The organism is Pseudomonas sp. NFACC39-1 (assembly GCF_900110355.1).
Classification (GTDB): Bacteria; Pseudomonadota; Gammaproteobacteria; order Pseudomonadales; family Pseudomonadaceae; genus Aquipseudomonas; species Aquipseudomonas tehranensis.
Genome location: NZ_FODL01000008.1, coordinates 96,074 through 117,042 on the forward strand (window position 1 = coordinate 96,074; position 20,969 = coordinate 117,042).

General features: G+C 60.8%; 20 protein-coding genes. 2 read left to right on the forward strand and 18 right to left on the reverse strand.

Translation table 11 applies throughout. The features are described 5' to 3' along the window. Positions 1–34: 34 nt before the first annotated feature. The 11 genes from BMY45_RS18365 to BMY45_RS18415 all read right to left on the reverse strand — a co-directional run bounded on the left by BMY45_RS18365 (position 35) and on the right by BMY45_RS18415 (position 8,919). Positions 35–1,021: a DNA polymerase III subunit delta' gene (locus tag BMY45_RS18365; RefSeq protein WP_092400029.1), complete on the reverse strand. Its 987-nt coding sequence runs from the start codon at positions 1,019–1,021 to the stop codon at positions 35–37. After that, positions 1,014–1,646 carry a dTMP kinase gene (gene tmk, locus BMY45_RS18370; protein WP_092400031.1) on the reverse strand — a complete coding sequence of 211 codons (633 nt, stop codon included), beginning with the start codon at positions 1,644–1,646 and terminating at the stop codon, positions 1,014–1,016. The genes BMY45_RS18365 and tmk overlap by 8 nt, the downstream gene beginning before the upstream one ends. A gap of 19 nt (positions 1,647–1,665) precedes the next feature. Continuing rightward, positions 1,666–2,760, reverse strand: a complete 1,095-nt coding sequence (gene mltG / locus BMY45_RS18375) for an endolytic transglycosylase MltG (RefSeq protein ID WP_092400033.1) — start codon at positions 2,758–2,760, stop codon at positions 1,666–1,668. A 3-nt stretch (positions 2,761–2,763) separates the two neighbouring features. Next, positions 2,764–3,579 carry an aminodeoxychorismate lyase gene (pabC, locus tag BMY45_RS18380; protein WP_092400035.1) on the reverse strand — a complete coding sequence of 272 codons (816 nt, stop codon included), beginning with the start codon at positions 3,577–3,579 and terminating at the stop codon, positions 2,764–2,766. Then, complete coding sequence (gene fabF, locus BMY45_RS18385; protein WP_047228200.1) at positions 3,579–4,823, reverse strand: beta-ketoacyl-ACP synthase II; 1,245 nt, start codon at positions 4,821–4,823, stop codon at positions 3,579–3,581. Before fabF ends, pabC begins: the two co-directional genes overlap by 1 nt. Positions 4,824–4,932: 109 nt before the next feature. Further along, positions 4,933–5,169 (reverse strand): acyl carrier protein, encoded by a 237-nt coding sequence (gene acpP, locus BMY45_RS18390; protein ID WP_092400037.1) that lies wholly within the window; start codon positions 5,167–5,169, stop codon positions 4,933–4,935. 191 nt (positions 5,170–5,360) lie between these two features. Next, positions 5,361–6,104 carry a 3-oxoacyl-ACP reductase FabG gene (gene fabG / locus BMY45_RS18395; RefSeq protein WP_047228198.1) on the reverse strand — a complete coding sequence of 248 codons (744 nt, stop codon included), beginning with the start codon at positions 6,102–6,104 and terminating at the stop codon, positions 5,361–5,363. Between the two features lie 15 nt (positions 6,105–6,119). Beyond that, positions 6,120–7,058 carry an ACP S-malonyltransferase gene (fabD, locus tag BMY45_RS18400; protein ID WP_092400039.1) on the reverse strand — a complete coding sequence of 313 codons (939 nt, stop codon included), beginning with the start codon at positions 7,056–7,058 and terminating at the stop codon, positions 6,120–6,122. 123 nt (positions 7,059–7,181) lie between these two features. Beyond that, positions 7,182–8,192, reverse strand: a complete 1,011-nt coding sequence (gene plsX / locus BMY45_RS18405) for a phosphate acyltransferase PlsX (protein ID WP_092400041.1) — start codon at positions 8,190–8,192, stop codon at positions 7,182–7,184. A 3-nt stretch (positions 8,193–8,195) separates the two neighbouring features. Then, the gene (gene rpmF, locus BMY45_RS18410; protein ID WP_003179396.1) at positions 8,196–8,378 is read right to left on the reverse strand and encodes a 50S ribosomal protein L32; all 183 of its coding nucleotides are present in this window, start codon (positions 8,376–8,378) and stop codon (positions 8,196–8,198) included. Positions 8,379–8,391: 13 nt separating this feature from the next. After that, on the reverse strand, positions 8,392–8,919 hold the full coding sequence (locus tag BMY45_RS18415; RefSeq protein ID WP_003204262.1) for a YceD family protein: 528 nt from the start codon (positions 8,917–8,919) through the stop codon (positions 8,392–8,394). Between the two features lie 105 nt (positions 8,920–9,024). Here BMY45_RS18415 and BMY45_RS18420 point away from each other — a divergent pair, with 105 nt between their 5' ends. Next, on the forward strand, positions 9,025–9,603 hold the full coding sequence (locus BMY45_RS18420; RefSeq protein ID WP_092400043.1) for a Maf family protein: 579 nt from the start codon (positions 9,025–9,027) through the stop codon (positions 9,601–9,603). 77 nt (positions 9,604–9,680) lie between these two features. On the opposite strand, the gene BMY45_RS18425 is transcribed toward BMY45_RS18420, so the two are convergent. The 3 genes from BMY45_RS18425 to rluC are packed head-to-tail and all read right to left on the reverse strand — an operon-like array spanning position 9,681 to position 12,300. Further along, positions 9,681–10,670 carry a S49 family peptidase gene (locus tag BMY45_RS18425; RefSeq protein ID WP_092400045.1) on the reverse strand — a complete coding sequence of 330 codons (990 nt, stop codon included), beginning with the start codon at positions 10,668–10,670 and terminating at the stop codon, positions 9,681–9,683. Between the two features lie 21 nt (positions 10,671–10,691). Then, positions 10,692–11,354: an HAD-IA family hydrolase gene (locus tag BMY45_RS18430; protein ID WP_092400047.1), complete on the reverse strand. Its 663-nt coding sequence runs from the start codon at positions 11,352–11,354 to the stop codon at positions 10,692–10,694. Further along, positions 11,344–12,300 (reverse strand): 23S rRNA pseudouridine(955/2504/2580) synthase RluC, encoded by a 957-nt coding sequence (gene rluC, locus BMY45_RS18435; protein WP_047228192.1) that lies wholly within the window; start codon positions 12,298–12,300, stop codon positions 11,344–11,346. Before rluC ends, BMY45_RS18430 begins: the two co-directional genes overlap by 11 nt. Positions 12,301–12,999: 699 nt before the next feature. On the opposite strand from rluC, the gene rne reads away from it, so the two are divergent. Continuing rightward, entirely contained in the window at positions 13,000–16,194 is a 3,195-nt protein-coding gene (rne, locus tag BMY45_RS18440) for a ribonuclease E (protein WP_092400049.1), read from the forward strand. A 199-nt stretch (positions 16,195–16,393) separates the two neighbouring features. Here the strand turns inward: rne and BMY45_RS18445 are convergent, their stop codons facing one another. The 4 genes from BMY45_RS18445 to BMY45_RS18460 are packed head-to-tail and all read right to left on the reverse strand — an operon-like array spanning position 16,394 to position 20,759. Next, complete coding sequence (locus BMY45_RS18445; protein ID WP_092400051.1) at positions 16,394–16,984, reverse strand: nucleotidyltransferase family protein; 591 nt, start codon at positions 16,982–16,984, stop codon at positions 16,394–16,396. Between the two features lie 21 nt (positions 16,985–17,005). Next, entirely contained in the window at positions 17,006–17,977 is a 972-nt protein-coding gene (locus tag BMY45_RS18450) for an XdhC family protein (RefSeq protein ID WP_092400053.1), read from the reverse strand. Then, a complete protein-coding gene (locus tag BMY45_RS18455; protein ID WP_092400055.1) occupies positions 17,977–20,292 on the reverse strand; it encodes a xanthine dehydrogenase family protein molybdopterin-binding subunit in 2,316 nt (771 codons plus the stop codon). The genes BMY45_RS18450 and BMY45_RS18455 overlap by 1 nt, the downstream gene beginning before the upstream one ends. Further along, positions 20,289–20,759: a (2Fe-2S)-binding protein gene (locus BMY45_RS18460; protein WP_092400057.1), complete on the reverse strand. Its 471-nt coding sequence runs from the start codon at positions 20,757–20,759 to the stop codon at positions 20,289–20,291. The genes BMY45_RS18455 and BMY45_RS18460 overlap by 4 nt, the downstream gene beginning before the upstream one ends. Positions 20,760–20,969 lie beyond the last annotated feature (210 nt).

The following is a 20,969-nucleotide window of genomic DNA, read 5'->3' on the forward strand; positions in this document are numbered from 1 at the left end:
CCGCTGCGATTGAGCTGAGTTTAGGCAGTGTCTGTCAGTTTCGACCAGGCAAACTCGCCCATTGCACCAACAGCGCCTCGAGCAACAGCACCCGATTGAGGTTCGCCTTGCTCAGCACCTTCTGACGTTGGGCAAGAATCCAGTCCTGAATGTTCAAGATTTTATCCTGGCTGCTTTTTTGCGCCAGGTACTGAATCACCTTGCGCATGTCCGCCAGTCCCAGGCCGGTTTCGTCCTCGGTGAGCTGATAGCGCAGGATCAGGCTCGACCAGTCACAGAACCAGTCGAACAGCAAAAGCAGCGGGATGGCGTTCCAGCCTTCAGCCAGTTGCGTGGGAGACTGTTGCTGCTTGAGCAGCTTTTTCACGCCATCCACCACCAGCGCCCGTTGTTCACGCACACCCTGGGTCTGGAGGCTGACGGCCGCCAACGGCGAGCCGGCGGCAAGGGTCAACAACTCGACGCGTTCTTCGTCGCTGCTGTCAGGCAAGGCCTCGGCCAACCACTTCAAGCTCATCGCTTCACTGGGCAACGGACAGGCCTGCTGTACGCAACGGCTTTTGATGGTTGCCAGCAGGCGGCTCGGCTGGTGACTGACCAGCAATAGCACGGTATCGCCGGAAGGTTCTTCAAGGCTCTTGAGCAAGGCGTTGGCGGCATTGATGTTCATCGACTCCACCGGCTCGATCAGCACCACCTTGCGCCCGCCCATCTGCGAGGTCTGGACCACGAAGCTGACCAGATCCCGGACCTGGTCGACCTTTATCGCCTTGTCCGCCTCCTCCGGCTCCAACACATAGTTGTCCGGATGACTGCCAGCCTTGAGCAACAGACAGGACTTGCACTCACCGCACGCGTTCGAGACACCCGGACGCTGGCAAAGCAGGCTGGCCATCAGACGCTCGGCCAACGCCCGCTTACCGATACCGACGGGGCCGTGCAGCAGATAGGCATGGGCATGCTGCGCCCTTCCGGCCAGTTGCTGCCAGAGTCCGTCCTGCCAGGGATAGGCTTCAGCCACGGGCACGCTCCAACAAACGCGGCAACAAACCGTCCAGCGCCTGCTGGACTTGCGCCAACGGCTGAGCGGCATCAATCAACAGATAACGCGCCGGATCGGCCTTGGCTCGACTCAAAAAGGCATTGCGCACCGCGTTGAAGAACGCCTGGCCTTCCAGTTCGAAACGATCCAGCCGGCCCCGGGCGCTGGCGCGGGCCAGGCCGATTTCCACTGGTAGATCGAACACCAGGGTCAGGTCCGGCCGCAGGTCACCCTGAACGAAGCTTTCCAGCACGGCGATGCGCTCCAGGGACAAGCCCCTTCCACCCCCCTGATAGGCATAGGTCGAATCGGTAAAACGATCGCAGAGCACCACAGCGCCACGGGCCAGCGCCGGGCGAATCACTTCGGCCAAGTGCTGCGCCCGAGCGGCGAACACCAGCAAGAGCTCGGTGTCAGGGTTCATGACTTCTTCGATCGGTGCCAGCAGCACCTCGCGAATCCGCTCGGCCAGCGGCGTACCTCCGGGCTCGCGGGTCAACACCACCTCGATGCCAGCGGCTCGCAGGCGTTCGGCCAGGTATTCGCGGTTGGTGCTCTTGCCGGCGCCTTCAGGGCCTTCCAGCGTTATAAACAAGCCAGTCACGGGCGATCCTTAAACAAAGTCATTGCGAGCGCGGCGGCTCGCTGGTGTTCGGTTCGTCGACAGGCTCCTCGTCCGGCACAGTAGGGGCCGGACTGGAGCGATAATCGGCTCGGCGCTTGAGCTGATATTCGCGCACGGCGTTATTGTGTGCATCCAGGTCATCGGAGAACACGTGGCTACCATCACCACGGGCGACGAAGTAAAGGCTATTACCGGCAACTGGGTTCAACGCGGCGTGAATCGCCTCGCGCCCCACCATCGCAATCGGTGTCGGCGGCAGGCCAGGAATCAGATAGGTGTTGTAGGGGTTTTCTTCCCTCAAGTGAGCACGGGTGAGTTTGCCGTTGTAGCGCTCGCCCAGCCCGTAGATCACGGTCGGGTCGGTTTGCAACAACATGCCCAGGCGCATACGGCGCACGAACACACCGGCGATCTGCCCACGCTCCTCAGGCACCCCGGTTTCCTTTTCCACCAGGGACGCCATGATCAGCGCCTGATAGGGCTGGGAGTAAGGTAAATCGGCGGCGCGTTGCGCCCACTCTTTAGCTAGCACGTCTTCGAGCCGGTCGTAGGCAATTTTCAGCAGGTCAGCGTCCGATGTGCCACGCACGAAGCGATAGGTGTCCGGGAAGAACCGTCCCTCGGGGAATATCCCGGAATGCCCCAGGCGGTCCATCACCTCGCTGTCGCTCAAACCGGCGAGGGTCTGCTGGAGTTTTTCATCCTTGGCCAACGCCGCGCGAACCTGACGAAAATTCCACCCCTCCACCAGTGTGACGCTGTACTGCACCACCTCCCCGCGCTTCCAGACCTCGATCAGGCTTTCCATCGTCATGCCCGGCACCATCCGGTATTCACCGGAATGCAACGGTTGACCGGCAAGATTGAAGCGCCAATAGACACGCAACCAGAACGCGTCCTTGATCAGGCCGTCCGCTTCGAGGCGCTTGAGGGTTCCGGTGGGGGTGGTCCCGTTGGGGACGTCCAGCAGTTCTTCCTGGGTGATGTTCAGCGGTTGTTGCAACGCCGAATGAATTTTCCAGGCGCAAGTGCCCAACAGCAGCACCGCCAGAACCAGTCCGGTTTCCAGCAGAAGCAAGAATTTACGTCTCACGAATCAAACATCCAATAGCGTGCGGGCAAGGGTCTGCAGTTTACGGGTGAGCGGCCCGGTCGACCAGCGCGCCGAACCGCATGCACGGACCGGCCATACGCCATAAACGCTGTTACAGACGAAGACTTCGTCGGCCAGGTGCAGCTGTTCGAGGCGGATGTCGGTGATGTGCGTGACGATGCCTTGAGACTCGGCTTGATACAATAATTCGGCCCGCATCACGCCGGCCACGCCACAACGGCTCAAGTCCGCCGTGACCAATTCACCCTCGCGTACCAGAAAGAGGTTGCTGAAGACGCCTTCGATCACTCGCCCGGACGTGTCCAGCATCAAGCCTTCGGCGTGCTCGGCATCGCGCCATTCGGCGCGGGCCATCACTTGCTCAAGACGATTGAGGTGCTTGAGACCGGCCAGCAAGGGTTGCTCGGACAAACGGGTGGCACAAGGAAACAGGCGCACGCCCTGCTCGGCATGCATTGGAGGATAGGCGGCCGGCGGACTGCCCTGCAGGATGCGCCGGGACGGCGCCGAGGGATCAGCGCCATAACCACGAAGAGCATCACCGCGGGTCACGATCAACTTAAGTACGCCGTCACCCAGGCATTGCGCGTAGGCGCGCAACTCAGCCTCCAACACCCCCATGTCAACCTGGAGCATCAACCGCTGACAACCTAGCGCCAGACGCTGCAGATGACGCTGAGGCAACACCGGTTTGCCTGAGCGCACAGCGATGGTTTCGAACAGCCCGTCGCCGTAAGCCAGGCCGCGGTCCTTGAGCGACAGAACGTCGGCAGGCTGACCGTCGACCCAGCTTTCCATCAACCAGCGAACCGGCGGAACACCAGAGAGCCGTTGGTACCGCCAAAGCCGAAGGAGTTGGACAGCACCACATCGATGTCCATGCCACGCGCCGTATGGGGCACGAAGTCCAGATCGCAGCCTTCGTCCGGCTCGTCAAGGTTGATGGTCGGTGGCGCGACCTGGCTGTTGATCGCCAGTACGCTGAAGATCGCTTCCACCGCGCCCGCGGCACCCAGCAGGTGGCCGGTCATGGACTTGGTCGAGCTGACCGCCAGTTTGTAGGCGTGCTCGCCGAACACGGTCTTGATGGCCTGGGCCTCGGCAAGATCGCCCGCCGGGGTCGAAGTGCCATGGGCATTGATGTACTGCACCTGCTCGGCGTTGACCTTCGCGTCACGCAATGCGTTGGTGATGCAGCGGGCAGCACCGGCACCATCGGCGGGTGGCGAAGTCATGTGGTAGGCATCGCCACTGGTGCCAAAGCCAATCAGCTCGGCATAAATGGTCGCGCCGCGCGCCTTGGCATGTTCCAGCTCTTCGAGTACCAGCGCACCGGAACCGTCGGACAATACGAAGCCGTCTCGGCCCTTATCCCACGGCCGACTGGCGCGGCTCGGTTCGTCGTTGCGGGTCGACAGCGCACGGGATGCGCCGAAGCCACCCATGCCCAGCCCGCAGGCCGCCATCTCGGCGCCGCCGGCAATCATCACGTCGGCCTCGTCGTACATGATGTTGCGCGCGGCCATGCCAATGCAGTGGGTGCCCGTGGTACACGCCGTAGCAATAGCGTAATTAGGCCCCTGCACACCCAGGTGGATGGACAGGAAACCGGAAATCATATTGATGATCGAGCCCGGCACAAAGAACGGAGAAATCCGTCGCGGCCCCGACTCGTGCAGCGTTCGGCTGGTTTCTTCGATATTGGTCAAGCCGCCAATACCCGACCCCATGGCCACGCCGATACGTTCACGGTTGGCATCGGTGACTTCAAGACCGGCATTACGTACAGCCTGGAATCCGGCCGCCAAGCCGTATTGAATGAACAGGTCGAGCTTGCGGGCCTCCTTGACCGACAGGTACTCCTCGACATTGAAACCCTTTACCGAGCCGCCAAAACGGGTGGAATAGGCAGAAAGGTCGGTGTGTTCGATCAGACCAATGCCACTACGGCCAGCCAGAATGCCCTGCCAACTGCTCGGCACATCCGTGCCCAGTGGCGACAACATACCCATACCGGTGACTACGACGCGTCTACGCGACACAGCACTCTCCTTTATTCTAATGACGACTTTGCATCAGGCCTAAAGAAAAAACCGCACGCCGTGATGGCAGTGCGGTTTTTCCATGACAGCTAGCGACGACTAAAAATAATTAAGCCTGATGCTTATTGATGTAGTCGATAGCCAGCTGAACAGTAGTGATTTTTTCAGCTTCTTCGTCAGGGATTTCGGTCTCGAATTCCTCTTCCAGAGCCATCACCAGCTCAACGGTGTCAAGGGAGTCGGCACCCAGGTCTTCAACGAAGGCAGCTTCGTTCTTCACTTCGTCTTCTTTGACGCCCAGTTGCTCGGCAACGATTTTCTTGACGCGCTCTTCGATGGTGCTCATACCTTGTTTTCACTCCTAATGGACAAATTCAGGCAGCTGGCCGGTGGGTAAGTGTATAGAAAGACTTTTCGGTTTTTCAACCGAAAGCTTCACTCCTCAAACCCAGCAGCCCGCCGCCTATAAATAGATTGCAGCTTTATAACGGATTTTAGACAGCTCGTATGACATTTTTTTGAAGCAATCCGTCACATTTAACTCATGTACATCCCGCCGTTTACCGGGATTGTAGCCCCAGTCACGTATGCCGCACCATCCGACGCAAGAAAAGCGACCACGGACGCGATTTCTTGAGCTTGCCCCAGACGACCCAGCGGAATTTGTGTCAACAAGGCTTCACGCTGCGCTTGCGGCAGCTCACGGGTCATGTCGGTATCGATGAAACCCGGGGCTACCGAGTTTACCGTAATCGAACGCGAACCCACTTCCCGCGCCAGGGCACGGCTGAAACCTTCCAGACCGGCTTTGGCCGCAGCATAGTTTACTTGGCCTGCGTTGCCCATGGCACCCACAACCGAACCGATACTGATAATTCGACCCCAACGAGCCTTGGTCATGCCACGCAGAACGCCCTTGGACAGCCGGTACAGACTGTTCAGGTTGGTATCGATCACGTCGAACCACTCGTCATCTTTCATGCGCATCATCAGGTTATCGCGGGTGATACCGGCATTATTGACCAGGATCGCCGGCGCACCGAACTGTTCCTGAATGCTCGCCAGCACCGCCGCAACGGACTCATCGCTGGTGACGTTCAGTTCAAGACCGGTACCTTGAATATCGTTTTCCTTCAGGGTCGCAGCGATGCGCTCGGCGCCCGAAGCGGAAGTCGCGGTGCCAACAACGATGGCGCCTTGACGACCCAGTTCCAGTGCAATGGCCTGGCCGATGCCACGGCTTGCACCGGTCACCAGTGCAACTTTACCTTGCAGACTCATGCAAGCTTCTCCTGTTCAGGCTTGCGCTGCGCGGGCGGCAGCGAAAGCATCTGGGGTATTGAGATTGGAAGTCGATACGCCTTCGGCGCAGCGTTTGTTCAGACCGGCCAGCACCTTGCCAGGACCGCATTCAACCAGCTCAGTCGCGCCCCTGGCGGCCAGGGTCTGCACCGATTCGACCCAGCGAACCGGCTTGTAGAGTTGCTCCAGCAGATCGCGCTTGAGGGTCTCAAGATCCGCAGCCACATCGGCGCTGACGTTCTGTACCACTGGAATCTGTGGCGCTTGCCAGTCAATGGCAGCGATGGATTCGGCAAAACGCTCAGCGGCCGGACGCATCAGTTCGCAGTGCGACGGCACGCTGACGGGCAACGGCATGGCACGCTTGGCACCACGGCTCTTGCACCCTTCGATGGCGCGTTCCACAGCAGCCTTGGCACCGGCAATCACCACCTGGCCCGGTGAATTGAAGTTCACAGCGCTGACCACTTCGCCTTGCGCGGCTTCGGCGCAGGCTGCCAGCACGTCGGCATCTTCCAGGCCGAGAATCGCGGCCATGCCGCCCTGCCCGGCCGGAACGGCCTCCTGCATCAACTGGCCACGACGCTCGACGAGCTTCACCGCATCACCCAGGCTCAGACTGCCAGCAGCCACCAGAGCACTGTATTCGCCCAGACTGTGTCCGGCAACGAATGCCGGACGCGCACCGCCCTCAGCCAGCCAGAGGCGCCAGAGTGCGATCGAGGCGGTCAGAATGGCCGGCTGGGTTTTGTCGGTTTGATTGAGTTGCTCTTCCGGCCCTTGCTGGGTCAGTGCCCACAGGTCATAGCCCAGAGCATCGGAAGCTTCTTTGAATGTTTCGAGGATCAACGGGTATTGCGCGCCCAGCTCGGAAAGCATGCCGAGGGACTGCGAACCCTGCCCAGGAAAGACGAATGCGAGAGAAGCAGACATGAAAACAAAGCCCCTAATGATCTTGTCGTCAAAAATTGACGCCCCAGGGGGCGCTAGGAAACTGACAGTTGGATGGCGGCTTGAACCGACCGGTCACATTTAAGCATTGTCAGACGAAAACGCCTAAGTTAACAAATCTTCGAGGCGCCCATGAAGACGCTCCGGCAGGTTTTCCTGGATTTCGATCAGCGCGCGATTGATCGCACTTTGAAACCCCTGCACGCCCGCCGAACCATGACTCTTGATCACAATGCCCTGCAGCCCGAGAAAACTTGCACCGTTATGCCGCGCCGGCGCCAGATCCGCCTGCAGCCGACGCATCAACGGCAACGCCAGGGCGCCGACCATCCGCGAGGCCAGGTTCTGCCTGAACAGCTTCTCGATACGCGTGCCGATCATGGTCGCCAGGCCTTCGCTGGACTTGAGCAAAATATTGCCGACAAAACCGTCACACACCACCACGTCCGCCTCACCCCGGTACAACCCATCGCCCTCAACGAATCCGATGTAATTGATGCCCCGCGCAGCCTGCAACAACGTGGCTGCCAGCTTGACTTGCTGGTTACCCTTGATGTCTTCGGTACCGATGTTCAGCAGCGCGACACGAGGACGCACGACACCCAGGGTTTCAGCCGCTACCGAGCCCATTACTGCAAATTGCAGTAGATGCTCGGCACTGCAATCGACGTTGGCGCCCAGATCAAGGAGCTGGCAAAAACCACGCTGGGTGGGGATGGCCGCGACCATCGCCGGCCGGTCGATGCCCGGCAAGGTCTTGAGCACGTAACGCGACAGCGCCATCAGTGCACCGGTATTGCCTGCACTGACACACGCCTGGACCTTGCCATCGCGCAGCAGCTCAAGAGCTACACGCATCGAGGCGTCAGGCTTGCCACGCAGGACCTGGGCGGGTTTTTCGTCCATGGTGATGATTTCGGACGCAGGTGCGATCGTCAGGCGCGAACGATCCACAGCCGATTGGCCGTTGAGCATTTCTTCTAGAAGGGAGGGTTGACCGACGAGGGTCAGGTGCAGCGAGGGCGTCGCATTCAGACAAGCAAGGCTGGCCTGAACAATGCTGCGGGGACCGAAGTCCCCGCCCATTGCGTCAATCGCGATGACTTGAGCGGACAAGGATTACTCGTCAGCGCCCTTGTCGATCACTTTACGACCACGGTATACGCCTTCTGGCGATACGTGGTGACGCAGGTGAACTTCACCGGTGGTTTTTTCTACAGACAGGGTGCTAGCCTCGAGAGCGTCGTGCGAACGGCGCATGTCACGGGCAGAGCGGGATTTTTTGTTCTGCTGAACAGCCATAATTGATTAACTCCTAAACGTTTGGGTCACGCTTTAACTGCGCCAATACACTGAACGGGTTGGACCGCGTTACCTCGTCCTCGCTCGGTTCGGGCTCATCTGCTCCCGCCGGCTGCTGGCATTCTTCCGGATGATGAGCAGGCACAATGGGCAAGGCGAGCAGAAGCTCCTCCTCGATCAGTGACTGCAGATCCAATGGATCTTCGCCCAGTTCCAGCACGTCATAACCTTTCGGTAACGACTGGGTATTCGCACCCTCCTTCACCACGGCGTAACTGCATTCGCTGTGGATCGGCAGGGTGACCAGCTCAAGACAACGCTGGCAAACCATTTTGACTTCAGTGTCGATAAAGCTGTGGATTACCACAGATTTACGTTCATCTCGTTCAAAAACGAATTTGGCCTGGACCGTACCGACATCGTCGGAAAGCGGGTCGCAGAGTCTCTTCAAATCGGCCAGCAGCAGCTCACCTTGAAGGGTGGTGCCACGGTCAGCCAATTTGCGCGGGTCAACGTGAGGTGGAATCGGGTCATTCAACATAGGCGCAGCATTATAGGGATGCACCCGGCCATGTCAAAGGAAATTCAGCCCTGTCCGTCACTTGCGCGCCTCGCTAGAATTCGCCCCTGCCTTTTGGAGATGCCCATGCTGCCTTTATTACTCGCCTCAAGCTCAGTGTATCGCCGGCAATTGCTTGCCCGTCTGGGGCTACCGTTCGTCTGCAGCTCACCGGACATCGACGAAAGCCGTCGGCCTGACGAGCCGGCACTCGACCTGGTAAAACGCCTGGCCCGAGAAAAAGCCTTGGCCCTGGCAGACAGCCATCCGGGACACCTGATCATCGGCTCGGACCAGGTGGCTGTGCTCGGCGAGCAAATCCTGGGCAAGCCCCATACGTTCGAGAACGCTCGCGAACAACTGCTGGCTGCCAGCGGCACCCGGGTCAGCTTTCTGACCGGCCTGGCGGTACTTAACAGCCAGACCGGCGCCTGCCAGGTCGATTGTGTTCCGTTTACCGTTCACATGCGCACGCTGGACCCGGCGCGCGTCGAACGCTACCTACTGGCCGAACAACCTTATGACTGCGCGGGCAGCTTCAAGGCCGAAGGACTTGGCGTGAGCCTGTTCCAGAGCACGGAAGGACCGGACGCCACCAGCCTGGTTGGCCTGCCACTGATTCGCCTTGTGGATATGTTGCTGGCCGAGGGCGTGCAAATCCCCTGAAGCCCGGACCTGCACACACCTGTGGCGAGGGAGCTTGCCCTCTCGCCACAGGGGATCGGTGCGATCTTTCAGGGCAATCAGCGCAACGTCGGCCCCTGGAACCCCATCCACATCGCCAAATGCTCGGCAATGCTCGCCCCCAGCTTCTTCGAGAAGCGATCAAACGGCGATTCTTCGATGGTGAAGTCCACCAACTCCTTCTCACCAATCACGTCCCGCGCCACCGAACTGGCGCTACCCAAGCCATCGATCAAGCCCAGCGGCAAGGCCTGCTCCCCAGACCAGACCAAGCCGGAGAACAGCTCGGGATGCTCCTTGTCTTTGAGCCGCTCACCCCGCCCCTTCTTGACGCTGGCAATGAACTGCTTGTGGGTCGTGTCGAGCACGCCCTGCCAAAACACTGTTTCTTCAGGCTTTTGTGGCTGGAACGGATCAAGGAACGACTTGTGCTCCCCAGAGGTGTACACCCGACGCTCCACGCCAAGCTTTTCCATCGTCCCGACAAAACCGTAGCCGGCCGCCGTCACACCAATGGAGCCCACCAGGCTCGCCTTGTCGGCATAGATCTGATCGGCCGCGCTGGCAATGTAGTACGCACCGGAAGCCCCCAGATCGGAAATGACCGCGTAGACCTTGGTGTTCGGGTGCAGCCCGCGCAACCGGACGATCTCGTCATAGACATAACCCGACTGCACCGGGCTGCCACCCGGACTGTTGATGCGCAATATCACACCCTTGACCTTGGGATCCTCGAAGGCAGCCCGCAGGCTACCGACGATATTGTCCGCACTGGCTGGCTCCTTATGGGCAATCATGCCTTCGATGTCGATCAACGCCGTGTACCCGGAGCCCCGCACGGCACTTTTTTCCATGTCAAACAGGGGCGTGAACAGCAATAGCGCGACAAAGAGATAAACAAACGTCAGCAGCTTGAAGAAAATGCCCCAGCGACGGGAACGACGTTGCTCCTGCACACCGGCCAGCAAGGTCTTCTCCAACAGCTTCCAGCTTTTGTCGTCACCGCTCTCGGCGCTCGCCTTGGCCGGTGCCTTCCATTCGTCGGTCATGCAAGTATCCCCAGCAAAAACTTAATTGGCCCGCTGGCTCAGCCAGGCGTGCAATTCAGGAAAATGGTCGATCGCCAGCCGCGGCTCGAAGGCCTGCAGCGCCGCGATCGTCTGCGCGCCGTAGCTCACCGCGACCGACCCCATGCCGGCGTTACGCGCCATCTGCAGGTCGAACGAGGAATCCCCCACCATCAACGCCTGCTCCGGCTGCATGCCGCAGTGAGCCAGGATTTGCTCGAGCATCAGCGGATGCGGCTTACTGGCCGTTTCGTCCGCAGCCCGGGTGATATCGAAATAATCGTCCCAACCATGGGATTTCAGCACCCGATCCAGCCCGCGACGCGCCTTGCCGGTGGCGACAGCCAGGCGATACCCCTCGCCCCTCAAGGCTTCAAGCGTGTCTACCACTCCGTCAAACAACGGCGAAGGCTCAGCCTCCAGCGCAATGTAGTGATCAGCGTAATACTGGCGAAAAACCAGCAACTCAGGGTCACTGATCTCCGGGTACAGACTGCGGATCGCTTCCGGCAAGCCGAGGCCGATGATGCCCTTCACGGCAAAATCATCACACCTGACAAAACCCGCACGGTCAGAGGCGGCATGCATTGCCTCCACAATCCGACCGATGGAGTTCGCCAGAGTGCCGTCCCAATCGAAGATCAGCAGCTTGTATTCAGGATGCACTCAACCGCTCCACGGTCTTGGCCCACATTTCATCCACTGGAGCCTGCAATTTCAGCTCACCACCATCGGGCAACGGCACGGTCAACATGTAGGCATGGAGAAACAGGCGCTTGCCACCCAGATCACGGATTTCGCGGGTGAAGTCGTCATCGCCGTACTTGCTGTCCCCAGCGATGCAATGCCCGGCATGCAGCGTGTGGACGCGAATCTGGTGGGTGCGGCCGGTCACCGGCTTGGCCTCGACCATGGTGGCGAAATCACCAAAGCGGCGCAGCACCTTGAACACCGTCAGGGCCTCCTTGCCTTCTTCGTTGACTTCCACCATGCGCTCGCCGGAACGCAGGTTGCTCTTGAGCAACGGCGCACGGACTTGCTTGATGGACGTATCCCAACGCCCCCGCACCAGCGCCATATAGCGCTTGTCGACGCCATCGCCGCGCAATTGCTCATGCAAATGCCGCAACATGCTGCGTTTCTTGGCGATCATCAGCAGGCCGGAGGTGTCGCGATCCAAGCGATGGACCAACTCCAGCTCCTTGGCGTCGGGGCGCAACTGACGAAAGGCCTCGATCACGCCGAAATTCAGGCCGCTGCCGCCGTGAACCGCAATGCCCGCAGGCTTGTTGAGCACAATCAGCGCCTTGTCTTCGAAGACGATCGAGGCTTCCAGGCGCTGCAACAGACCCTGGGCCAGGGGCACGGGCTCATCGCGCTCGGGCACGCGAACCGGCGGCACGCGCACGATATCGCCCGCCTGAAGCTTGTACTCGGGCTTGATCCGACCTTTGTTCACCCGCACTTCGCCCTTGCGCAAAATGCGATAGATCAAGGTCTTGGGCACGCCTTTGAGTCGGGCTAGAAGGAAGTTATCGATTCGTTGGCCGGCATATTCCGGCGAGACCTCGAGCAGTTGAACGCCAGGGGTCGAAGGGGCAGTAGTCGTCATGGCGGCGATGATAACAATTTTTTATGGAATTGAAGCACTTAATCATTGCTGCTATAGTCGCGAACGCCGCCAAAAGCGGCTGGACAGCGGACTAACGGTCAAAAACCGGCCCTGACCAACGCAATTCACGAGGACGAGAGGCCGTCCTACGGGGCTTTTGCTAGATAACGGCAGAGTTTGCAGGTGTAACGAGCGCAGGTGACATGAGGCCTGAAATACGCGGCAAAGCAGAGTTTTGACTCGCCTTGCGCGCCACATTCACGGCCAGTTCACAAAGTGCAGTCACCGGTAGACGACCCCGAGCGAGAGCTTCGGAAACAACGCCTAAATTAGCCATGATGCGTGACCTCCCCTTTCGGAGCTCACGGTAAATGCCAACCCGCTGCGGATTCTGCGCGCGGCAGCACCCGATTATCAGGGATACGTGTAGGGTGGAGATGTACAACCGTCGGACTGTGTAGCACTAGGCTTATATTTAGACGCTTCATCTCGTCCACAGGCGCCGGTTGATTCCTCCTCCTGACTGAGTGCTTGAACAGCCAGCAAGCAGGACGCGTCCGTCGCGACTTCGCCATCATTGGGTCGAACTCGCTGGACACTGGAATGGCCCGGCCACTTCCATGACGCACCTGACACCGACCGTGAGAAGTCGTGTGTGCCGAACGCCGTTTCCGGCAGCCCGGAAACCGACGGTACTACATGAAAAGAATGCTGATTAACGCAACTCAACCCGAAGAGTTGCGTGTTGCACTGGTAGACGGCCAGCGCCTCTACGACCTGGATATCGAATCCGGTGCACGCGAGCAGAAGAAGGCCAACATCTATAAAGGCCGGATTACTCGCATCGAACCAAGCCTTGAGGCTGCCTTTGTCGATTTCGGCTCCGAGCGCCACGGCTTCCTGCCCCTCAAAGAAATCTCCCGCGAATACTTCAAGAAGGCTCCTGAAGGCCGCGTCAACATCAAGGACGTCCTGAGCGAAGGCCAGGAAGTCATCGTCCAGGTCGAAAAAGAAGAGCGTGGCAACAAGGGCGCAGCCCTGACCACCTTCATCAGCCTGGCGGGCCGTTACCTGGTCCTGATGCCGAACAACCCTCGCGCCGGTGGCATCTCCCGCCGCATCGAAGGCGAAGAGCGCAATGAACTGCGCGAAGCCCTCAACGGCCTGGTTGCCCCGGCCGACATGGGTCTGATCGTTCGCACCGCCGGCCTTGGCCGCAGCAGCGAAGAAATGCAGTGGGACCTCGATTACCTGCTGCAACTGTGGACCGCCATCAAGGAAGCCTCGCTGGATCGCTCCGCGCCGTTCCTGATCTACCAGGAAAGCAACGTCATCATCCGCGCGATCCGCGACTACCTGCGCCAGGACATCGGTGAAGTGCTGATCGACAGCGTTGAAGCCCAGGACGAAGCCCTGACCTTCATCCGCCAGGTCATGCCGCAGTACGCCAGCAAGATCAAGCTTTACGAAGACAGCGTTCCGCTGTTCAACCGTTTCCAGATCGAAAGCCAGATCGAGACCGCGTTCCAGCGCGTCGTCGAACTGCCGTCCGGCGGCTCCATCGTCATCGATCCGACCGAAGCCCTGGTGTCCATCGACATCAACTCGGCACGCGCCACCAAAGGCAGCGACATCGAAGAAACCGCCCTGCAGACCAACCTTGAAGCCGCCGAAGAAATCGCCCGTCAGTTGCGCCTGCGCGACATCGGCGGCCTGATCGTCATCGACTTCATCGACATGACCCCGGCCAAGAACCAGCGCGCCGTGGAAGAAAAGGTCCGTGAGTGCCTGGAAGCCGACCGCGCCCGCGTGCAGGTCGGTCGTATCTCGCGCTTCGGCCTGCTGGAAATGTCCCGTCAGCGCCTGCGTCCTTCCCTGGGCGAGAGCAGCGGCATCGTCTGCCCGCGTTGCAACGGCACCGGCATCATCCGTGACGTCGAGTCGCTGTCCCTGGCGATCCTGCGCCTGATCGAAGAAGAAGCCCTGAAAGACCGCACCGCCGAAGTTCGCGCCCAGGTGCCGATCCCAGTGGCGGCGTTCCTGCTCAACGAAAAACGCAACTCGATCACCAAGATCGAACTGCGCACCCGCGCCCGTATCGTCATCCTGCCGAACGATCACCTCGAGACGCCGCACTTCGAAGTGCAGCGCCTGCGTGATGACAGCCCGGAAGCCCACACCAATCAGTCCAGCTACGAAATCGCTGCTGCCGCTGCCGAAGTGGAAGAAGTCCAGCCGGCTGCCGCCACTCGCACCCTGGTTCGCCAGGAAGCCGCGGTCAAGACGGCTCCAGCCCGCGCCAATGCACCGGTTCCGACCGAAGCAGCCGCGCCGGCACCGGCACCTGCCGCCGCACCTGAACCCAGCCTGTTCAAAGGCCTGGTGAAATCCCTGGTCAGCCTGTTCGCCACCAAGGAAGAGCCGGTTGCGCCGACCGTTGTCACCAAGCCAGCGACTACCGAGCGTCCAGCCCGCAACGAAGAACGTCGCAATGGTCGTCAGCAGACCCGCAACCGCAACGGTCGTCGTGACGAGGAACGCAAACCCCGTGAAGAACGTGCACCGCGTGAAGAGCGCGCGCCACGTGAGCCACGTGAAGAACGCCAGCCTCGCGAAGCCCGTGAGGAAGCGCCAGCCGTAGCCCGCGAAGAACGCGCGCCGCGTCCGCCGCGCGAAGAGCGCCAACCGCGCGCACCTCGTGAAGATCGCAAGCCACGTGGCGAGCGTGAAGAACGTGTTCGCGAGCTGCGCGAACCACTGGATGCCGCTCCCGCTGCCGCTGCCGTCACCGCTGAAGAGCGTCCGGCCCGTCAGCCTCGCGAAGAACGCGCACCGCGTCCGCCACGTGAAGAGCGTCAACCACGCGCCGAGCAGGCTGCCGCTGCCAGCGAAGAGGAAGTACTGAACAGCGAAGAGCAACTGCAGGAAGACGGTCAGGACAACGCCGAAGGCGATCGTCCACGCCGCCGCTCCCGTGGTCAGCGTCGCCGTAGCAACCGTCGTGAGCGTCAACGCGATGCCAACGGCAATGTGATCGAAGGTTCGGAAGCATCCGAATCCACCGAGAACACCGAAGCGCCAAGTGCGGCCGACCTCGCCGCCGGCCTGGCCGTCACCGCTGCGGTTGCCAGCAGCTCGATCAGCGCCCCCGCTGAAGCCGAGGCGCACGAACAGGCCGAACGCGCTACCGCCGTGGTGGAAAACGCGCCGGTTGAAGCGCCTGTGGTCGAAGCCACTACCCCGGTAGAAACCACCGCTTCGCCAGAAGTGGAACTCGCCCCGGCACGTGAAACCCAGCCCGAAGCCGAAGCCGAGCCTGCACCGGTCGTCGAGCAGCCAGTGCTGGCCGCTGAGCCTGTATTCGAAGCAGCGGCCGAGGAAAAAGCACCAGAGCCTGCCCGTGAAGAGCAGACTGCGTTCAACTGGACCGCAGAGCCAGCCGCACCGGCACCTGTTGTCGAGCCAGAACCGGCACCAGAACCCGTGAAAGCGGTCGAAGCGCAAGTGATCGAACCGGCTCCAGTGGTCCAAGCGCCCGTTGCTGTCGAAGCACCAGCCCCGGTGGAAGAGCCAGCACCTGCCAGCGCCCTGACCCCCAACGGTCGTGCGCCGAACGATCCGCGTGAAGTGCGTCGTCGCAAGCGTGAAGCCGAGCGCCTGCAGAAGGAAGCCGAACAAGCGGCCGCTGCCGCTGCTCAAGCGCCTGTGGCCGAGCCGGCACCCGTGGAGCAAGCAATCGAGGCAGCCCCTGCCCCGGTTGCAGAAACCACAGATGAACCCGCTATCGTTGAAGCGGCTCCGGTGATCGACGAACCTCAGCACTCCGCTGAAGAAATCGAACCTCGCCACACTGAAGCACTGGAAAAAGAGCACGAGCCAAAACCTCACGCTTGATTCCATCGCCCAGTAAAAAGCCCCGCCTGGTTGTGATACCAGGCGGGGCTTTTTTATGTCTTCAGACTTATCCACATAAGTGTTGGGATTCTGTGAGAGCGGGCTTGCTCGCGAATGCGGTAGCACAGTCAACATCGATGCAAGCTGATCCAATGCTTTTCGCGAGCAAGCCCGCTCCCACAGGGATCCGCGTCGGCTGTTATTTGAAGATCAGTGCTTCTGGTACGTCCACATCCCAAAGCACACCAGGATCATCCACGGTTACCTCGGCCACATGCGTCCCGGCAAACAGCGTCCTGGCGCCGCGATCTCCGGTCAACGCCATCAACTTCGGCCCGAACGAGCGCCCGAATCCAACCGGATGTCCATACTCACCTGCCAATACGGGCACACTGATGCCATCCTCGCTGATCTGCGCCACCACCTGCTCGATGCTCGACGGCAGGATGAACGGCATATCACCCAGCACGATCAGCCAACCATCAAGGCCCGGGCAAGCCTGGACGCCAGCGGCAATGCTGTCCCCCAAACCGGGCGAGTCCAGCTCCACGAAATCGCAGCCATAGGCCTGGGCCATGCGAATAGCCTGCGGACGATCCTTGCTCGTCACCAGCAGGCGTTTTTCCAGGGCGGCAGGTAAATTCACCAGCACCTGCTCGATCACTGACCGGACAGCGCCATCACGCCCCGTGCAATCGGCCAGCAGCTTATCTTTGTCCTGGCCGGCAACCTTACGGAAACGGCTGCCCGATCCTGCCGCGAGAATGATCACGCCAATCGACTCAGACATCCCCGCCTCCTCGCCCGCCGATTACAGCGGCTTTTTCTGACGCAACTCGACGCCATTCTTGATCGCCACGATTTCAGCCAGCAACGACAAGGCAATTTCCGCCGGCGTATGGCTGCCGATGTGCAAACCGATCGGGCCATGCAGCCGTTCGATCGCCTGTGCAGACAAGCCTAGCTGAGCCAGGTTATCCCGGCGCTTCTGGCTGTTCACCCGAGAGCCCAGGGCCCCGACATAAAACGCCTTGGAGTCCAGGGCCGTGAGCAACGCCATGTCGTCCAACCGTGGATCATGGGTCAGGGCGACAATGGCGGTGCGCTCGTCGGTCTGGATGCTCAACACCGCTTCGTCGGGCATGCCGGAAACGAAGCGGCCATGCTGCTCTTCCCAACCGTAGACAAATTCCTTGCGCGGATCGCAGATCAACACCTCGAAATCCAGCAACCGAGCCATTTCTGCCACATAACGCGACAGTTGCCCCGCGCCGATCAACAGCAGCCGCCAACGCGGGCCGTAGATGGCCCGCAGGACTTGACCGTCGAATACCAATGCGTCGGTTTTGCTGGCCGACATCAGCAGCACTTCGCCTGTGGCGACGGTCAGCTCACGGGCAACAATTTCATGGCCTTCGCAGCGTTCCAGCAGTTGCGCCACCCATTGCGGATCGCCGACTCGCTCTTCGGTCAGGCGCAAGGTACCGCCGCACGGCAGGCCGAAGCGTGCCGCCTCCTCACGAGTCACGCCATAGGTGATGAGCTGCACGGGTGGACCGTCCGCCGGAATACGCCCGTCATGCAGCCGGGCGATCAGGTCATCCTCGACACAACCGCCCGATACCGAGCCAATCACCACACCGTCCTCGCGCAGAGCCAGCATCGCCCCCGGAGGCCTTGGCGCCGTGCCCCAGGTCTGGACCACGGTGAACAACACCACCCGCTGCCCGGCGCGGCGCCATTGAAGCACGCTGCGCAGGACATTCAGATCAACGCTGTCCATCAGGCTTTCGCCTGCTGCCAGCCCTGCAACTGATAACGCACGGGCAGCTCGCGGATGCGTTTGCCGGTGGCGGCGAAAATCGCGTTGCACAGCGCCGGCGCAATCGGCGGCACACCCGGTTCACCCACACCGCCCAGCGGCACCTCGCCCGGCGGCGTGACCAAGTGCACCGCGACCTCCTTGGGAGCCAGCGACATGCGCGCCACTTCGTACATGTGGAAGTTGTCTTGCTGGACCTTGCCGTCCTTGAAGCTGATCTCCCCCACCACCGCATTGCCCAGGCCCATGACGCAAGCACCTTCGAACTGGGAACGGATACGCTCGGGGTTGATCTGCGGGCCGCAGTCCACGGCAATATCGGCCTTGTGCACGATCAACGTACCATCGTCCTTGACCTCCACCTCAAGCGCTACCGCCACGTAGGTGACGAAGCTGTAATGCACCGCCAGCCCCAGGCCGCGGCCCTTGGGCAGTTTGCGGCCCCAACCGGCGGCCTTGGCGGCGGTTTCCAGCACGGTGCGGATTCGCGCCGTATCGATGGGATAACGCTCGGGGGATTCGCCGTAGTTCCACTCTTCATTCAAGGTGCGCGGATCGATCTTACGGTCCGGGCCAAGCAATTTGACGTGATACGCCAGTGGATCCTGGCCGGCCTTGTGGGCCAATTCGTCGATGAAACTCTGAATCGCAAAACCGTGGGGAATGTTCGATACCGAGCGGTACCAGCCAACCCTCGTATGGGCCACCGCTTCAGGGTTCTCCAGGCGCATGTTGGGAATTGCGTAGGCCATGTTGGTCACGCCCATGCCCACTTCGAACGGCGCTTCGTGGGTCATGCCCGGTGCAAACAGTGCGGTAATGGTCGGGGCTACGGTGCGATGCAGCCAGCCGGACGGCATCCCGTCCTGGTTCAGGCCAGCCTTGAGGTATTCGGCCGATACGGTGTGGAAATACGAATGATGGATGTCATCTTCGCGGGTCCACTGCACCCGCACCGCCTGGCCTGGAAACTCCTTGGCCAACACGGCCGCCTCGAGGACAAAATCGGGTTTGGACTTGCGCCCGAAACCGCCACCCAGCAGGGTGATGTGTATCGTGACCTTGTCGAAAGGGATCCCCAATCGTTCGGCGACACGTTCACGGGTGACCTGCGGCGCCTGGCTCGGTGCCCAGGCTTCGCACTGGCCATCCTTGAACCGCGCGACGGCGACCATCGGCTCCATCGGCGACTGAGACAGGTGCGGCAGGTAATAGGACGCTTCCAGGGTCGCGTCGGCCTTGGCCAACGCGTCGTCGAGGTCACCCGTGCTGCGCAGGACTTTCCCGGGCTTGAGAGCAGCGGCTTCCAGTTCCTTGCGATAGGCGACGGAGTCATAACCAGCATTCGGGCCGTCATCCCACTCGATTTTCAGCGCTTCGCGGCCCTTGATCGCCGCCCAGGTGTTTTTCGCCACGACCGCCACGCCGCCCAGCGGCTGGAACTCAGAGGGCAGCGGACGTCCTTCGATCTGCAGCACCTTGACCACGCCCGGTACTTTCAGCGCCGCGCTGCTGTCCACACTCTTGACCTTGCCACCATAGACGGGCGGGCGAGCCACGACGGCATAGAGCATGCCATCGAAATGTACATCAGCCCCAAACACGGCACGACCGTTGACGACGTCTTCGCCATCGATGGCCCGGCTCGATTCCTTGCCGATGTAGCGAAACTCCGAAGGCTGCTTGAGGCGCAGGCTGTCACGGGCGGGAACTGGCAAGGCACTGGCCGCGGCGGCCAACGCGCCGTAGCCCAGCTCCCGACCGGAAGGCTGGTGCACGACTTTGTGCAGTTGGGCACGACACTCACTCGCCGGGACATTCCACTGGGCAGCGGCGGCCAGTTCCAGCATGGTCCGGGCGGCGGCCCCGCAACGACGCATTGGCTCGTACCAGTGGCGCATGCTGCGCGAACCGTCGGTGTCCTGGTTGCCGAAGCGCACCTCATCAGCCGGTGCCTGCTGCACCTTCACCTGCGCCCAGTCAGCGTCCAGTTCATCGGCCACCACCATGGTCAGGCTGGTGCGCACACCCTGGCCCATTTCCGAACGGTTGCAGATCACTGTCACGCTGCCATCGGCGGCGATGCTCACGTACACCTTCGGGTCGTCGATCACACCATTGGGCATGCCCTCGCCGCCGAACTTCTTGTCCTCGGCAAAGGCGTCCGGCAGGCCCCAACTGGCGGCCAGCACCAACACACCAGTGGCGCTCGCGCCTTTGAGAAAACTACGCCGGCTGAGGTTGCTCAGCACAAAATCATTGGGCAAGCGGCTCATGCCTTGGCCTCCTTCAGATGGGTGGAAGCCTGGCGGATCGCCGTCTTGATCCGGTTATAAGTGCCGCAGCGGCAGATGTTGCCGACCATAGCCTCTTCGATCTGCTCATCGCTCGGGTTGGGATGGGTCTTAAGCAAGGCGGTCGCGGACATGATCTGCCCGCCCTGGCAGTAGCCGCACTGGGCTACGGCGGTATCGAGCCAGGCCTTCTGGACAATTTGCCCGACCGGGTCGACGTGCAGGGCATCGATGGTGGTGACATTCTGGCCTTTCACCGAGCCGATCGGGGTGATGCAACTGCGCGCCGGGGCGCCGTCGATGTGAATGGTACAGGCGCCGCACAGACCCATGCCGCAGCCGAATTTGGTGCCGTTGTAACCGGCCACATCCCGGATCGCCCACAGCAGCGGCATGTCCTCGGTCACATCCAGTTGGTGATCTTTTCCATTGAGTTTCAGGGTAATCATGGGCACGCCCGCACAGTGATCGAGTGATGGGGTCGAGCAATCTGCCGTTTGGGCAACGGTTCGGTTGGCGCAGACTGACTCAGGCTAATCGGGCTCTCTTGTGCAAACACGCAAGCGTCTGCACCGGGCCTTCAATAATGCGATGGTCGCATCGTTAGCCCACTAAATTAACCCAGGATTAAGCAAAACGCCCTGCACAATCCTGCACAA

What these genes read in the sequence shown, in the direction of transcription:
- BMY45_RS18445 (WP_092400051.1), bottom strand. Translation starts at nt 16,984, where the DNA reads ATGTCTGAGTCGATTGGCGTGATCATTCTCGCGGCAGGATCGGGCAGC.
- BMY45_RS18460 (WP_092400057.1), bottom strand. Translation starts at nt 20,759, where the DNA reads ATGATTACCCTGAAACTCAATGGAAAAGATCACCAACTGGATGTGACC.
- BMY45_RS18420 (WP_092400043.1), top strand. Translation starts at nt 9,025, where the DNA reads ATGCTGCCTTTATTACTCGCCTCAAGCTCAGTGTATCGCCGGCAATTG.
- rluC (WP_047228192.1), bottom strand. Translation starts at nt 12,300, where the DNA reads ATGACGACTACTGCCCCTTCGACCCCTGGCGTTCAACTGCTCGAGGTC.
- rpmF (WP_003179396.1), bottom strand. Translation starts at nt 8,378, where the DNA reads ATGGCTGTTCAGCAGAACAAAAAATCCCGCTCTGCCCGTGACATGCGC.
- BMY45_RS18415 (WP_003204262.1), bottom strand. Translation starts at nt 8,919, where the DNA reads ATGTTGAATGACCCGATTCCACCTCACGTTGACCCGCGCAAATTGGCT.
- rne (WP_092400049.1), top strand. Translation starts at nt 13,000, where the DNA reads ATGAAAAGAATGCTGATTAACGCAACTCAACCCGAAGAGTTGCGTGTT.
- pabC (WP_092400035.1), bottom strand. Translation starts at nt 3,579, where the DNA reads ATGGAAAGCTGGGTCGACGGTCAGCCTGCCGACGTTCTGTCGCTCAAG.
- acpP (WP_092400037.1), bottom strand. Translation starts at nt 5,169, where the DNA reads ATGAGCACCATCGAAGAGCGCGTCAAGAAAATCGTTGCCGAGCAACTG.
- BMY45_RS18450 (WP_092400053.1), bottom strand. Translation starts at nt 17,977, where the DNA reads ATGGACAGCGTTGATCTGAATGTCCTGCGCAGCGTGCTTCAATGGCGC.
- fabD (WP_092400039.1), bottom strand. Translation starts at nt 7,058, where the DNA reads ATGTCTGCTTCTCTCGCATTCGTCTTTCCTGGGCAGGGTTCGCAGTCC.
- fabG (WP_047228198.1), bottom strand. Translation starts at nt 6,104, where the DNA reads ATGAGTCTGCAAGGTAAAGTTGCACTGGTGACCGGTGCAAGCCGTGGC.
- BMY45_RS18425 (WP_092400045.1), bottom strand. Translation starts at nt 10,670, where the DNA reads ATGACCGACGAATGGAAGGCACCGGCCAAGGCGAGCGCCGAGAGCGGT.
- BMY45_RS18455 (WP_092400055.1), bottom strand. Translation starts at nt 20,292, where the DNA reads ATGAGCCGCTTGCCCAATGATTTTGTGCTGAGCAACCTCAGCCGGCGT.